We start from the raw sequence: 14,110 nt of genomic DNA, 5'->3' as shown, positions 1-14,110 counted from the left end.
TGCTGCTCCAGCATATTCACCCTGTGAAACAGCGATTTAAGGTCGCAGGGGATTCTGATTTGCGTTACGTAAACGCCTTCCGGCGCTTCAATTATTACCGATGGCGTCAGCACCAGGATGCCCTTTACGCCGGACTGGGCGAGGAGGTTGATGCTGTGCTGAACCCAGCTCGGGTGGGTTACAACCACGGCGACTTTAATTCCCATGGCGCTTAACTCGGGAGAGACCGCCTCGACAGGCTGGACTTCCCTTCCGTTAATTACCGCTCCTCTATCATTTGGGTCTTCAGAGAAGAAAGCGGCCGATATAAACCCGTACTTTTCAACCAGGAAGAAGCTAAAAATAGAGCTTATTACCTTGGCCGATCCTACGAATGCGACCGGCGCGAATGATGGCAAGGCCAGGAACTCGCCCAGCATTTGCCGTAGCCCATCGATACTATAGCCCACGCCGCGCTTTCCGGGCGTCTCGCTCATAAACGACAGGTCATTTCTTACCGTTACTTCATTTAAACCTAAAGCACTTGCTATTTCTCTGGATGTTATCGCACCTTTCTTGCCCGCTAAAAGCCAATCGGTTAGCAGGCAATGGTAAAGGGCGAGTCGATGGAGCACTGCTGCGGGCGTTGCTTTTGTTTTTTGCAATTTACTCATGAGTAAACCACCGCCAATGTAGTTTAATTTACAATCCTTAGTAAAATATATACCAGGCCTTGATAAAAAGCAAACATTATTACGGTAATTTGACGCTTTATCCCCATGAAATGCCGGTATTTTTTACCATATGACAAGTTTTATTGACAAACTCCAGCGCTTGTTTTACTATTTTGTTAATAAAATATCATACTAATCTTGTTGTTTCTTTACTAGAAGTTAAAAATCTATATATCGGGGGCACACCAGCCACAAGCTTTAAAATTCGAAACCTCCCAGGTTTCGGCTGTCAGGAATAGCTCTGTGGCTGGTTTTTTTTATACGATACTTTTACTTTGACACCGCGTTCACAATCTGTTAATAATAAAAGAGCAATAAATAGTTTAACCTGCTTTTAAGCAATTTAGCAGCGTGCCTGCTAAACATTTGGAAACAGATTGTTAGGCGTGATTTAGTGGAAAAGAAAGCTTCTCAGGCAATAGATTTATTTGACGGCATTATTCGCTGGTCATTAATTATGGCGGTTGCACTCGTCCCTCTTATTATCTCTCCGATTAGTTTCGATTTGTTTGACCTTCCAAAGGCAACGCTTTTGTATGTTCTTGCGTTGGCTGCAGGCGTGGGCTTCGTAGCCCGCTCCTTGCTGTCGGGAGAACTTGTTATAAAACGGACGCCTCTTAATAAACCGCTGCTTGCATTTGCTGCAATGGCAACGATTGCAACAGTGGCATCGCCTATGCCGCTCATAAGCCTGATCGGTGAATACGGGCGCTATGAGAACCTACCGACGCTCTATAGCTATATAGTGCTTTGCTTTCTCGCAACCCAATTCCTGAACGATGCGGAATCGCGAAAAAATCTCATTTCCATCTCGTTTATTTCATTCGGAATAATAAGTTTCTACGGTATCTTGCAAGCGCTCGGTTTTGATATTTTGCCGGCGGCTCTGCGTGATTTTTCGGGCAGGGGCCGTTCCACCCTGGGCAACCCGGTCTTTTTCGGCGGCTATCTTGCGATCATGATACCGTTGCTTCTCACCTATCTAATCGGCGAGGATACCCTGCCCTCGATGCCAAAACCCGCCATTGGGATGCTTCTGGTAGTGGGTCTTGCCGGTGCGCTGCTTTCCCAGTCACGAGGCGCATGGCTCGGAGTCATAGTAGGTATTGTTGCCGTCGTCGTCATGCAGCGCAAAAACCTGGTCCGAGGGGCCGGAACGGCGTTTGCCATGTTGGTCTTCGGAATAGCGTTTGCCGTGCTAATCATGGCTGCTTCCGGTACAGGAAAACTGCAGACAACCGTCACATCTATCGAGAATAGGCTCGTGTCGGCGGCGAATGTTGGGCAAGGAACACAGGCAACCCGAATAGAAATATGGAAAAGCGCGGTTGAGATGATCTCCGTGCGTCCGCTCGAAGGCTATGGACCAGACCAGATGTACGCCTGGGCATCCGCATTCACAACGCTCAAGAAAGCTCAGCTCGAGATAAATACGATTCCAGACAGAACACATAATATATTCCTTCAGGTTGCGGTAAACGGGGGCCTAATAAGCCTACTGGTTTTCCTATGGATCATTATCGCATTGGCCGGCATGGGCTTTAGGGTACTGAAGAACAACGATGGGCCGGTTCATACGTATGCGGCCGCAGTGTTATCAGGATTAATCGCGTACATAGCCCAAGGCTTGACCGGGGTTGATGTTATCGGAGTCTCCGCTCCGGTCTGGGTGCTGGGCGGAAGTGTCGCCGCACTGCCATATGCATGTAATGCCGAGCAGATTACGGTGTCTTTGAAGACTAAACGGCAGGTTGAAATAATCACAGCCGTGGCATTGTTCGCAGCGGTTCTCCTGGTGTTTTCCTTTAAGCCGCTGGTAGCGGACACCTATTATTTCAACGGCATTGCCTACAAGCAGGTCGGGTTAACGGAACAAGCAACAACACAGTTTGGCAAAGCCGTCGATATGGATCCATACCAGGCGCAATACAGGCGGGACCTTGTAATGGGCCTCGTAAATCAGGGCAATTCGTTAAAGAGTACATCGCTTATCGAGCAGGGTATATCGGCTGCTGAAGAAGGCCTAAGATACAACCCGGACGATTTCGATTTGTTGCTGACACAGGCGGGGGCGTACAGAATATACGCTGGGCTTGCGAACGACCAGGCCCTTGTCGGCCAGGCTGAAACGTATTACAGCATGGCAATTAATAAGAATCCATACTCCACGAATCCACGAAGAGGGCTGTTGGGCCTATATATGATACAGGAAAAATATGCAGAGGCGATAGAGCAGGCAAAAGCAATATTACGGATAGACCCCACAGACGGCGACGTAACGTTCCGCCTCGCTCAGGCATACGAGAAAAGCGCAAAAGTCGGACGGGCAAAAACGCTTTACAAGGAACTTCTCAGAGTAAATCCCAATCAGGAGGACGTTCAGGCCGCTCTTGACAACCTCGAGTATGGCAGCCAATAAACTGCTATAATCTACTACAGATAGCTCAATCGCTTTTAAAAGATAAATCCGACCGTGTACGGTCGGGGATAAATAAAGGGTTTAAATGGTTAAAGTGGGAACCAAGGGTCGATTTCTTGGAGACGCCGGAAATCAAACCAAAGCTTTAATACTCCTTGCCGTTTCGCTTTTTTTGTTCCTGGGCATATCAATCCAGTTCTTTGCGGAGCGAGGGGTCCCCTGTTCCGCGTGCCATGCTACGCGGCAAGAGGTCGGCTCATGGCAGTCCTCTCCCCATCGATCGGTATCATGCATTGCCTGTCATCAAGATCCCGGCTATTTTTCTTTCCTAAATCTAGAACTTAGAGTAAGCAAAAACTTCACAGCGTGGTTGTTTCGCTCCTACCAGGATCCAATAACCGGTCAGGTGAAAAACGAGAGTTGCCTCGGTTGCCATGACCGCGAGATCAAAGACACGGTCGTAAGCAAAGGCATCCGGGTAAGCCATAAAGAGTTTTCAACCTACCTCTGTGTTGATTGCCATGCCGAAGTAGCCCATAAAATAGCAAAGCGGATTAGAAACCAGCCCGATATGGATAGTTGCTCGGGCTGCCACAACTACACGGAGGGCGATGTCACGTGTGAAAAGTGTCATCCGCAACGCGCTCAAAGCGATGAGCTTTCAACCGGCGGCCCCTGGAAACTAACCCACGGGCCGAACTGGAAATCAACGCATGGGATGGGCGATCCTAAAACGTGCACAACGTGCCATGATGCAAACTTTTGCATGGCATGCCACAAGAGCGAGGTCCCGCACACGGAGCCTTGGTCGTACCTGCACCCAAAAGCCGCAAAGCTTAATGTCGAAGGGTGCTACCAGTGCCATCGGAAAAGTCTCTGCACGGATTGCCATCGCATAGAGATGCCGCACCCTCAAGGCTTTATCAAAAATCATGAGTTTGAAGTTAAAGATCACGGCTACGACCTTTGCTGGCGCTGCCATGTGTCGGATGCCTGCATATCCTGTCACCTAATGGCGGCCCATACGAATACGCCAAAGAAGTTTTCGCCTGAATCAAGAGGCAAGACCAGACCCGAGGTACCTCTCCTCAAAGCGATAGAAGGGGGGTTTTAGCGATGCTGTGGGATAAGTTGGGCCTTTTAGGCGCGTATATCTATATAGCTGCAACAACGCAATCTGATTCGCTGCTGGGTAGACTTGCGAACGACGTGGCGAATTGGAAAAAATATATGCCGCTCATCAAGAGTCTGCTTGGCCAGGTAAAAACGATCTTTAGAAATCCGCGTCGCTATCCCCGTGAATCCGTTATCGTAATCTCTGCGGTAATTTTGACGTTTCTAGTCATCATGCTGCTCGTGATGACCGTCTTATCGCTTAAGAGGCAATACAAGATTTACAAGGCTTCAAGAAGAGTCCGAAAGAAGCTTCCCCGAGAAGAAGTTATAAAACGGCTTTCAATAACCGGCGGAGTGCTTGCGGTCGTCATGTTAGCGATAGCAATCGGATCATCACAACCTGCGTTTTGCTCGAGGTGTCACTCGATTGAAACCCACTACGCCACATGGCAAAAATCGGCCCATAAGGATAGCACCAGTTGCCTTAGCTGCCACTACGAACCCGGTGTCTTCGGGTTTCTCATCGGAAACGTCCACGGGGCGCAAAACTTGCTGGCCCATTTCGTCAAGGGAGACGACATACCCAGGGCGATAGTATCCAATGCGGCGTGCCTGCAATGCCACCGGGACATTTATAGCCGAACTATAACCGACGAGCGTGAAATAAAAGTGCGGCATAAGGATTTGCTAAGCGGCGGCTTGATCTGCACTAATTGTCACCCCGACGTTGCTCACTCGGTTAAGGCAAACCGGACGTTTGCGATGAACAGTTGCGTCACCTGTCATAACAATAAAACTGCAAGCTCAAAATGTAGCTCATGCCACAAGCAGGATATCGCATACAAACCCGACCGGACGCTCGACGATTGGCCCAAGGTAAAGGACATTGGGTTGACCTGCACCGGTTGTCACAAGCCGGTCACAACGCAGCGATGCGTAAACTGCCACGGCTTGAGCCTGCCGCATGCGGCCCAGTTTAGGAAACATCACCCGATGGAAGCCGAGACGCGCAACGGTCTCTGCTATAAGTGCCACTGGCAGAAAATGACGGAAAACAGGATGTGCGGCTGCCATGACCCTGGTGAGATACACGGCAATACCGAGAACTGGTATTACGGTCACCGCGCGGTTGCCAAGAAAAACGGCGCCGGCTGCAACTGCCACGGTTTGAGCTTCTGCGCCAGGTGCCATGACGATGCCGATAAGGTCTACCCATCGGGATATGCCGGCGGGGGCGGCGCGAACCAGATGCACGGCGGCTGGAATACTGGAATGCAGTAAATACCCTACCAAACCCTACCTTTTGATTTGAAATTGGCAAACCCCTATACTTGTAACTAACTTACTTGGTAGCTGTAAGCGGTGCTTGATGGGAAAAAACGCGAAACCAAAAGAAAAGAATACCTTTCTGGATGACTTGCCGGTTTTGATCCTATCGCTGGTTCTAACCCTCCTCCCGATCATCATGTTTCCTTACGGCGAGGACATGTACGCTCTGCCGAAGGTTACGTTTCTGTATGTAGCAACCCTGCTTCTCGCTATCGTATATGTCGTGCGTTCTGTCAAAGATGGAGCGTTTGTGCTCCGCAGAACCCCCCTTGATATACCGGTGCTCCTAATCGTCACCTATGCGGCAATCTCTCTGCTTCTCTCAGATGGGCCCTTGCTCGGATTGGTCGGCAAATATAAGCGCTATGAGGGGCTGCCCTCCTTAATTTGCTATGCGCTTATTTACTTTTTCACAGTTCAATCTATCAAGGGAGAAAAGCACCTGGAGCGCATGATCAAGATAATGTCTGTGGGGTTTGCGCTTGTGTCGTTCTACGGCCTGCTTCAACTATTCGGGCTTGATTTCCCAACCGTTCTACATTTCGGGTCCAGGGTGCAATCAAGTTTCGGCAACCCGATTCTTTTCGGCTCATATCTGGTCGTTATGCTACCACTGCTCTTCGTCCTAGCCAGAAACTCTGACGAGGAAAGGTGGCGCCTCTTCTCATGGTCATTAATAGCGCTGGGTAGCATCAACCTTATCTATACGGAATCCAGGGGAGCTTGGCTGGGCCTGCTTGCTGTTGTTATTGCGATAATCGCTAAACCGAAGAAGCCCGGTGCATTAAAAAGCAAACGCCCAAAAAAAGGCCGGAGCAAAAAGCAGACGCTTAAGTCTCTTAAGCCTAAAAATAGATTTACCGTGATTGTGGTGGCAGTTGCCGTTTGTGCTGTGGTTGTGGGTTCTTTGTTCGCAGCACCAAATAGCCATCTTGGCCAACGCCTGGTATCTACGTTTGCTTTCTCGGAAGGCTCGGCGGCAACCCGGATCGAAATATGGAAGGCTTCTCTTGCGATGGTATCCGATAGGCCGCTCTTCGGATACGGCCTCGAGCAGATGGGCTACTGGTTTCCCCTCTATAAAACCGCGCAGCATGTGAGCCTTGCGCCTAACGGCATAGCCGATCGCACGCATAATGATTTGCTCCAAGCGGCAGTAGATATGGGCCTGCCTGGGCTTCTATTATATATGTGGATATTTGTAATAGCCGTTCTGGGGTTATTCAAAAACAGGGGCAGGCTGCATGAGACCCCCTACTCAACAGGTCTCTTCGCGGCACTAATCGGCTACTTTGCGCAGGCGCAAACCGGTATCCCGGCTGTTTTTATAAGCCCTCTCGTCTGGTCGATGCTTGGAGCATCGGTTAACATCAGTTATCAGGGCAAGGAAACAAGGCTTGTTGTTCCCAAATGGCTCCGGCTTAAAGCAGTTATACCTGTGGCGGTAGTCATATTTGTCGCCTTCTCGCTACTCGCAATACGCCCGATGGTTGCCGATATCTATCTATTTAAGGCAGAGCAGCTGGCACGGGTGTCGCCCGATCAGGCGGAACCCTTATTCGAAGCCTTGACCACCATCTACCCGTATCAAACCGAATACCCAAAGCGCGCTACCGAGTTTTACCTTGATTTTGCCTCGTCTTCTCAAAACAATATATTCGCCCGCAGGGCTTCGCTCATTGCCGAGCAGGGCTTAAACTACAACAAACGCGATTTTGAACTGGCCTATTATGTCGGCGAGTCAAGTCTGCTGGATTACCGGTTTACGCAGAATCAGATGGCCCTTACACGGGCTGAGGAATATTACGAGCTTGCGCAAAAGTTATGGCCCAATCTCGCACTCATCAAGAGCAGGCTCTTTGATATCGCAACGCTAAAAGGTGATTCGAAGCGGGCGGCCGCTATCGCACAGCAGCTGATTAACATGGGTCAACAAGATCCAAAGTTTTATTATGCGCTCGCAACCTACGCGCAAAAAACCGGCGACGAAGGCGCCGCCAAACGATATTTCAAAAAAATCGAAGAGATAGATCCCGGCTTCTTGTTGAAAACAAGCAATAATTAAGAGGGCCCGGCCGGCTCGCCGGTGTCATCGTAGCAGCAGACCAAATTCCGCCCGCGCTGTTTGCAGATATAAAGAGCCGTGTCGACGGCGCTCATTAACTCATCGCGATCCGGCCCGAGGCTTGGAAATTCCGCTATACCAACGCTTACCGAAAGCCCGATCTCTTTGCCATTGCCTTCGACAACAAGGTCGTTCACTTGACGCCGTATGCGGTTTGCCAGAACCGATGCCTGCGCGCAACTCGTACTTGGTAAGATCAGAGCAAACTCATCGCCGCCATACCGGGCTTTATAATCCGTCTGGCGCGAGCACGAGCGTATCGTATCCGCAATCTTCTTAAGCGCCCAATCGCCTTTTGCATAGCCGAGGTCATCGTTTATGTAGTTAAGGTTATCGACATCCATGAGAAGTACGGCAAAATATCCCTCATACCTTTGCGCTCGCATAATCTCGCCATCAAGCGTAGTGAAAAAATGCCGGCCGTTATTAAGGCCGGTAAGGCTATCGGTGACCGAGAGTTCCTCGGTTTTTTCAATAAGCAAGGCTTTCTGCAGTGCAAGAGACGCCTGCCCCGCAAATGACGAGAAGAGCATTACTTCTCTATCAGAGAACTTCCTCGGTTTAAAATCGCCGACAAAAAGAAATCCGATCACATCATCGGCTTCTTTTAACGCCGTAGCCAATACCGATATCGTGCCCTCATTCATTACGGGGTTATCAAAAAGCGGCTCTTGGTTAATATCCTGGATAAGCAGCGGTCCCTTCCCGTCAAGAAGGCTCTCGGTTATCCCGCCGGGCTGCAGCTCCCACACAAAATCGCCGATATTCTTGGAGTAACCGACGAGGTCGGCAAGCCTGCAGGTTTCCGTTTTTTCGTTGAAAACGACCACGCTGCCCGCGGCGCATCCCGTTATCTTTACGGCATGCTCTACAATCGTGCGGTAGATTGCCTTACTATCCTTTTGCGAGGCAAATTCATAGCCCACCGCAAGGATGCTGTCGATATCCTCGCCGTAGCTCTTCTGCCAAGCCAGGATGTCCTTTATAACATCGGCGCTCTTGCCTTTTATAATCTCAACCGTACCGAGGCTTTCCATCTCACCGACTATAATAGCCTCATCGGCGGCATCGATAATCAAGTCCACATCGCCGATGGCCGGAAGCTCTTCGATTTTATCAAAAAGGGGGATATTCATTTCTTGCGCAATCAAGGCGTTTGATGTATCCCGCCCGGGGTTGCAGAGCCCGATTATATTAATGGATGGGCAATCGTTTAACATCGATGCAAGGTGGGCACCTTCATCTCCTGCGCTGATTATTGCGACGTTTATGGATTGTTTAGCTTTCATTGATTGCAACCCCCTCGACTGGTTTTACGCTTACCTGCCTTAGCACTTTTATCGTCTGGCCCATACAAAGCTTTAGCAATACTATAGCAATCCCGCTCTGTAAAAACCAGCTTCGCATCAGCCCTGCATACGCGGCTACCAAACTGTCGCCGGGCAAAAATAAAGGCGTTTTTAAAGGTAGCAAACAGCTCGCGTGTATGTCATAGTAGAGTCATCACGGGGAATGCTTCTTTAAGAATTATGACGGATACAAGCGACAAAGAACAGCTTATTGCAGAGATAGACGATATCATCCTTTGGGGAACGATTGCTGCGCCGTTCGTCGTTATACTCACCTTCTCTCCATTAAACCTGGACTACTTTGGGCTGCCCAAACTCACGGCCCTCTACCTTGTAACCCTGTTTCTTATCTACCTGCAGGTGAGAAAGTGGCTTGCAACCGGCAGCATCGAGATACCGGTCAACGCGGGCCTGCTCATATCCGGCCTGTTTGTGCTGGGGGTAACCGTCACCGCCCTTACCTCGGCCAGCCCGCTCGCCAGTTTCATCGGCAGATTCAACAGGTATGAGGCCGTCCCGGGGATTATGTGCTACGCGATTATCTTGTGGTTTGCGTATAAAGCAGCCCAAGATAGGCTATTTGCCAAGCGCTTCGATCCGGTGCTTATGGGCACATTCGCCATCGTTACCGTCTACGGGATGTTTGAGGTTTTTGGGTTCGACATGCTTCACTCTCACTTCCAGACGGAGGGCAGAATCAGTTCAACGCTCGGCAACCCGGTGTTCTTCGGCAGTTTCCTGGCGGTATCGCTTCCCATGCTCCTGGCGAAAGCCCTCCTCTCGCCCCGTGACGACAAACGCGTCTGGGATCATCCGGTCGTGCTATACGGCCTCCTCTGCCTCGGGACGGCGATGCTTTTTAGTACTATATCGCGGGCCGCCTGGTTAGGCGTCTTCGCCGGCTCGTCGCTAGTGCTCTACCAAAAAATCGTAAGCAAAAAAGAATTACAGGCGCCCAAAAAAAATTACTGGATGCTCCTAATCGTCGCTGGTATTCTGCTTGGCGTCATCTTCTCCGCCTCTATAAACTCAGGGGTTACCCGCGTCTTTGACAAAGCACGGACGTCCGGCTCGCTTGATAGCCGCGTCGAGATATGGAAAAGCTCGCTTCCCATGATCGCCGATAGGCCTCTTTCCGGCTACGGGTTGGGGCAAACCGGCGACTGGTTTAACAAGTACACAACTTTGGGGCTCGCGCGCCTTGAGAACTCCTATAACGACCGGGCGCACAACATCTACCTGCAAACGGCAATCGACGGCGGGCTCCTGTTGCTACTCATCCAACTCTGGCTTGTTATATTCGCCATCTCCAAAGGCGCAAAGGCGATGAAGCGGGGTGAGAACCGTATTGCGGTTGGCCTGGTTGGAGGAATCATCGGTTATCTCGTCCAGGGGTTTTTCGGGATTGCGACTATCGATTTAAGCATATTCTTCTGGTTCATTATGGGCGCCGGCATCGGTACGGCGACAAAACGGAGTACGTATACGCTAAGGCGGCAGCTACGCAAGGGACTCGCGCTAAGGGCCACGGTCTTGCCGTTGCTGCTTATCCTTGCCATGGTAGCGATCGCCCCTTTGATAATTGAGGGGCAATACTACGCCCTTTCGGAAGAAGCCGATTCCACGCTGAGCGATTCCGCGCTGGACAAAGCGTATGCATTCAGCAAGTACTGCGCGGTACAGCCGTACTACCAGTGGTGTCTAGCCAATGTGTGCTTGGACTTCACCGAGGGACGGGACGATCCGAAGTATGCGCGGCTTGCGATAGAGCCGGTAAAGCGCGCCCTGTACTATAATCCCCACTACACACAGCTTCTGCATATTCTCGGTAAGGTCTACCTCGTGTCCGCCCGCTACACCAAGGACAGGTACGAGTTAAATCAAGCGGAGTTCTACCTTAACCGCGCACGGGAAAAGGCGCCTATGTTCTTAGGAACCCGAACCGCCTTGCTGGAGCTGTACCTGCAAAAAAGGGAATATGGTAAGGTCTTCAAAGACTCCGACTTCATACTCACGATAGATAAAAACAATGTGGAAACCCTCGTCATCAAGTCGATCGCCTACGAGCTAAAGGGCGACAAGACAAAGGCCAAGGCGCTTTTATCAAAAGCGTCCAAAGTGGACCGGAGCGCCGAGAAATTGAGGCTCGATATGCTTCACTTCATTATATGACAACTACTGCAACCCCCGCTGCAAGAGGTCGGTCCGGGCAAGCCCGCCGTACAGCGGGGGCAGACCGTAATTAACATGTTATCCGTTTTAAACCCACAGACTTTACAGACCTTGGGTTCCGGTTTCGCTATATTACACTTCACCTTAAAGCCCCCTAATCAGAATTTGGGCGAGGATTCCGCCAAGGCCGAACGCTAAAACCCAGCTTCCGAACCAAATCGGTACGGCCTGTTTCCAGCCGCGCTCCTTGAAAAGAATCATAACCGACGCGACACAGGGCACGAACAGCGTGATGGTAACCAGCGCAACCACCGTCTGCATCGGGGTAAGATGCATGGCGTAAAGCCCGGCCGCCCCGAAGTCCCTTCTGACAAGGCCCATAACAAAAGCGGTAGCCGTTTCTTTTGGGAGCTTGAGCCATCCGGTCGTAATCGGTTCCCAGACGTTTTGCCAGGCGGTAAGCATCCCGGAAACCTGCATCAACGATACGATAAGAGCGCCTAAAAAGAACCAGGGAGTTGCCTCCTTCATGAAGGCAAACGATCTTGTCACCGCTTTTCTCACGACGTTGTCGGGTCTCGGCAAACGCAGCGGCGGCAGGTCGATTAAGAGCGGCGAGGTTTTGCCGGGAAGCCACTTAGAAAGCACCGTCCCGATGGTCACCAGCGTTAAAAAGATGAATGCGGCGTAGAGCAGGGTATAGAGGCCGCCGATTGCGCCCAGCAAAACCGCGATAACCCCGATCTGCGCCGAGCAGGGAATGGCCCACTGCAGGATTGCAGTAGCAATCGTTTTCTCGCGTTCCGTCCCGAGCAACCTCGTTGTAATCGTTGCCATTGTCACACAGCCAAACCCGAGGATGATCGGCACGACCGCTCTGCCGTTAAGCCCGATGGTATTGAGCGCTCTGTCTACCAGCGTAGCAAGTCTCGGCAGGTACCCTGAGTCTTCCATCAATGCAAGCGCCAGGTAAAACCCTAAAACGAGCGGCAGCAGTAATCCCAGAAGATACGTTATCGTCATCGTCAAGATACCGAACTCACCGATGAGTATCTTGCCGAGCGGGGTGCTTTGACTGACGACCGGCGAGACAATACCCCTGATAAACGGCTCCCAGTATCCCTTCATAATCGTGCCCTCGGTAAGCCCCACGATATCCTGCGCAACCAGCACCGCAACCAGCTCATAAAGACCAAAGAGTATAACTGCGAGAATCGGGACGCCCGTAATCGGATTGAGAACAAGACGCCCGATCTTCTGCCGGATGCTCTCGGCCAAATCAACCTCGTGCACAACGTGGCCGACGATATCGTTGACCCGCTCACGGCGGTGGACGTAAATTTCTTCCCGGTCATCAACGGGCTCAACCCCATGCCGCGCGGCGATATAAGGATCGCCCTCTAACACCATCAACGCTTCGGGCTGCGAGCCGACGCGGGAAAGCATCTCGTGGAGGCGTTTATGTAAAAACGGGTCCTGGTGACCTTCTCTCGCCTCGGACAGGGCCGCTTCGACATCCATCAACCCCTGCTTTTTAACCGCGGCCGTCGGGATAATGGATACCCCAAGCAGATCGGAAAGCAGGTCCGAATCGATTATAATATCCTGCGCCCTCGCCTCATCCATAAAGTTAAGGGCGACGACGATCGGTAGGCCCATATCGATGAGCTGCAATGTTAAGAATAGATCCCGCTCGAGGTGAAGCGCATCGACCACGTTCACGATTTTATCCGCGCTTAAGATGATATCGCGGGCGACGATCTCCTCATCGTTAAACGAGGATACGCCGTAGATGCCGGGTGTGTCGATGATGGCATTGTCGCCGTAGCGGGCCTGGGAAATCTCAATCGTGGTGCCGGGATAGTTGGACACATCGACGTAAAGCCCGGAGAAGAAGTTAAAGAAGACGGATTTGCCTACGTTGGGGTTCCCCACGAGAACGATCTTTTGACAGTTCGCGGGCACGTCCAGCGCCAAAGCGCCGGTATGACAGTGGCCCCCGTGTGTGGTCTTAACCGCGCCGATGTCCTTTTCCACCGTTCCCTCTCCTCTCAACCCTAATGGTGCGCGCAAGCTCGCGACCTACCGCAATTTCTTGGCGGTTTTTCCTTAAAACAACCGGGCCGAAAGGGATCTTGGTGTGGCAGACAACGGTGCTGCCCTCTCCTATGCCAAATCTAATAAACTGGGTTTTAGCCATGCTGTCGGGAATCTCTTTTATGATAATCTCATCGCCGGTTTTTACTTGATCAAGACACATTGTACCCTCCCTAAGATTGCGACTCCATCTCACTCTCTATGCAAAAAAATTTATCTCTTTCCGGTCGTGCATCCCCTGCAATATCCGTAAATGTTCAGGCTATGGCCGGTTGGTTTAAAGTTCGCCTTTTCACAGGCCCATTCCTGGAGCTGCTCGATCAACGGCTCCTCAAATTCCTGCACGCTTCCGCACTTTAGACACACCAGATGATCGTGGTGCGGGTGCCCCGCCGTGTGCTCGTACACCAAACGGCCTTCACCCAGGTCTATCTTTTTAACAAGCCCGCTTTCAACCAGAAGGTCTAAAGTACGGTATACGGTCGCCCTCGATGCCTTACTGCCCTTGGATTTCAAATGCTTCAAAAGTTCTTCGGCATCCATGTGGTTGTGGCTTGCGAAGACCTCTTCGGCAACGCATTGGCGCTCCGGCGTAAAAAGCAGCCCTTTCGATTCGATATAGTTCTTAAACTGCAAAGACTCGCTGTTCATATCCCATCTCCATTGAGATTATATCTCAATCTTAGTTGATTAAGACGGCCGTGTCAACCCCGCGACATCTACTTTCTGTGCATGTCATTCTGAAGGAGCAAACAGCAAACGGTGAACGGCGCTTAGTTGTCATTCTGAA

At 51.0% G+C, this 14,110-nt stretch carries 10 protein-coding genes; 5 read left to right on the top strand and 5 right to left on the bottom strand.

Annotated elements, in window-relative coordinates:
* On the bottom strand, nt 1–653 hold a 653-nt coding region (locus COY37_RS00120), incomplete at its 3' end, for a winged-helix domain-containing protein (protein WP_286975418.1).
* Between the two features lie 454 nt (nt 654–1,107).
* On the opposite strand from COY37_RS00120, the gene COY37_RS00115 reads away from it, so the two are divergent.
* The 4 genes from COY37_RS00115 (at nt 1,108) to COY37_RS00100 (ending at nt 7,642) form a co-directional block, all read left to right on the top strand.
* Nucleotides 1,108–3,132: an O-antigen ligase family protein gene (locus COY37_RS00115; protein WP_286679140.1), complete on the top strand. Its 2,025-nt coding sequence runs from the start codon at nt 1,108–1,110 to the stop codon at nt 3,130–3,132.
* A gap of 406 nt (nt 3,133–3,538) precedes the next feature.
* On the top strand, nt 3,539–4,246 hold the full coding sequence (locus tag COY37_RS00110) for a hypothetical protein (RefSeq protein WP_353682471.1): 708 nt from the start codon (nt 3,539–3,541) through the stop codon (nt 4,244–4,246).
* Nucleotides 4,247–4,248: 2 nt separating this feature from the next.
* On the top strand, nt 4,249–5,529 hold the full coding sequence (locus COY37_RS00105) for a NapC/NirT family cytochrome c (protein WP_286679138.1): 1,281 nt from the start codon (nt 4,249–4,251) through the stop codon (nt 5,527–5,529).
* A gap of 88 nt (nt 5,530–5,617) precedes the next feature.
* On the top strand, nt 5,618–7,642 hold the full coding sequence (locus COY37_RS00100; RefSeq protein ID WP_286679137.1) for an O-antigen ligase family protein: 2,025 nt from the start codon (nt 5,618–5,620) through the stop codon (nt 7,640–7,642).
* Here COY37_RS00100 and COY37_RS00095 read toward each other — a convergent pair.
* Nucleotides 7,639–8,991, bottom strand: a complete 1,353-nt coding sequence (locus tag COY37_RS00095) for a diguanylate cyclase (protein ID WP_286679136.1) — start codon at nt 8,989–8,991, stop codon at nt 7,639–7,641. The two genes, COY37_RS00100 and COY37_RS00095, sit on opposite strands and share 4 nt — an antisense overlap.
* Nucleotides 8,992–9,231: 240 nt before the next feature.
* Between COY37_RS00095 and COY37_RS00090 the strand changes: the two genes are divergently transcribed.
* Nucleotides 9,232–11,223, top strand: coding sequence for an O-antigen ligase family protein (locus COY37_RS00090; protein WP_286679135.1), 1,992 nt, complete (start codon nt 9,232–9,234; stop codon nt 11,221–11,223).
* A gap of 144 nt (nt 11,224–11,367) precedes the next feature.
* Here COY37_RS00090 and feoB read toward each other — a convergent pair whose 3' ends face one another.
* The 3 genes from feoB to COY37_RS00075 are packed head-to-tail and all read right to left on the bottom strand — an operon-like array spanning nt 11,368 to nt 13,971.
* Complete coding sequence (gene feoB, locus COY37_RS00085) at nt 11,368–13,260, bottom strand: ferrous iron transport protein B (RefSeq protein ID WP_286679134.1); 1,893 nt, start codon at nt 13,258–13,260, stop codon at nt 11,368–11,370.
* Complete coding sequence (locus tag COY37_RS00080; protein WP_286679133.1) at nt 13,235–13,483, bottom strand: FeoA family protein; 249 nt, start codon at nt 13,481–13,483, stop codon at nt 13,235–13,237. Before COY37_RS00080 ends, feoB begins: the two co-directional genes overlap by 26 nt.
* A gap of 50 nt (nt 13,484–13,533) precedes the next feature.
* Entirely contained in the window at nt 13,534–13,971 is a 438-nt protein-coding gene (locus COY37_RS00075; RefSeq protein WP_286679132.1) for a Fur family transcriptional regulator, read from the bottom strand.
* Between the last annotated feature and the right edge of the window lie 139 nt (nt 13,972–14,110).

The sequence above is a fragment of the Candidatus Aquicultor secundus genome (assembly GCF_002791875.1).
Classification (GTDB): Bacteria; Actinomycetota; Aquicultoria; order Aquicultorales; family Aquicultoraceae; genus Aquicultor_A; species Aquicultor_A secundus.
This window is presented reverse-complemented; position numbering and strand designations above follow the sequence as displayed.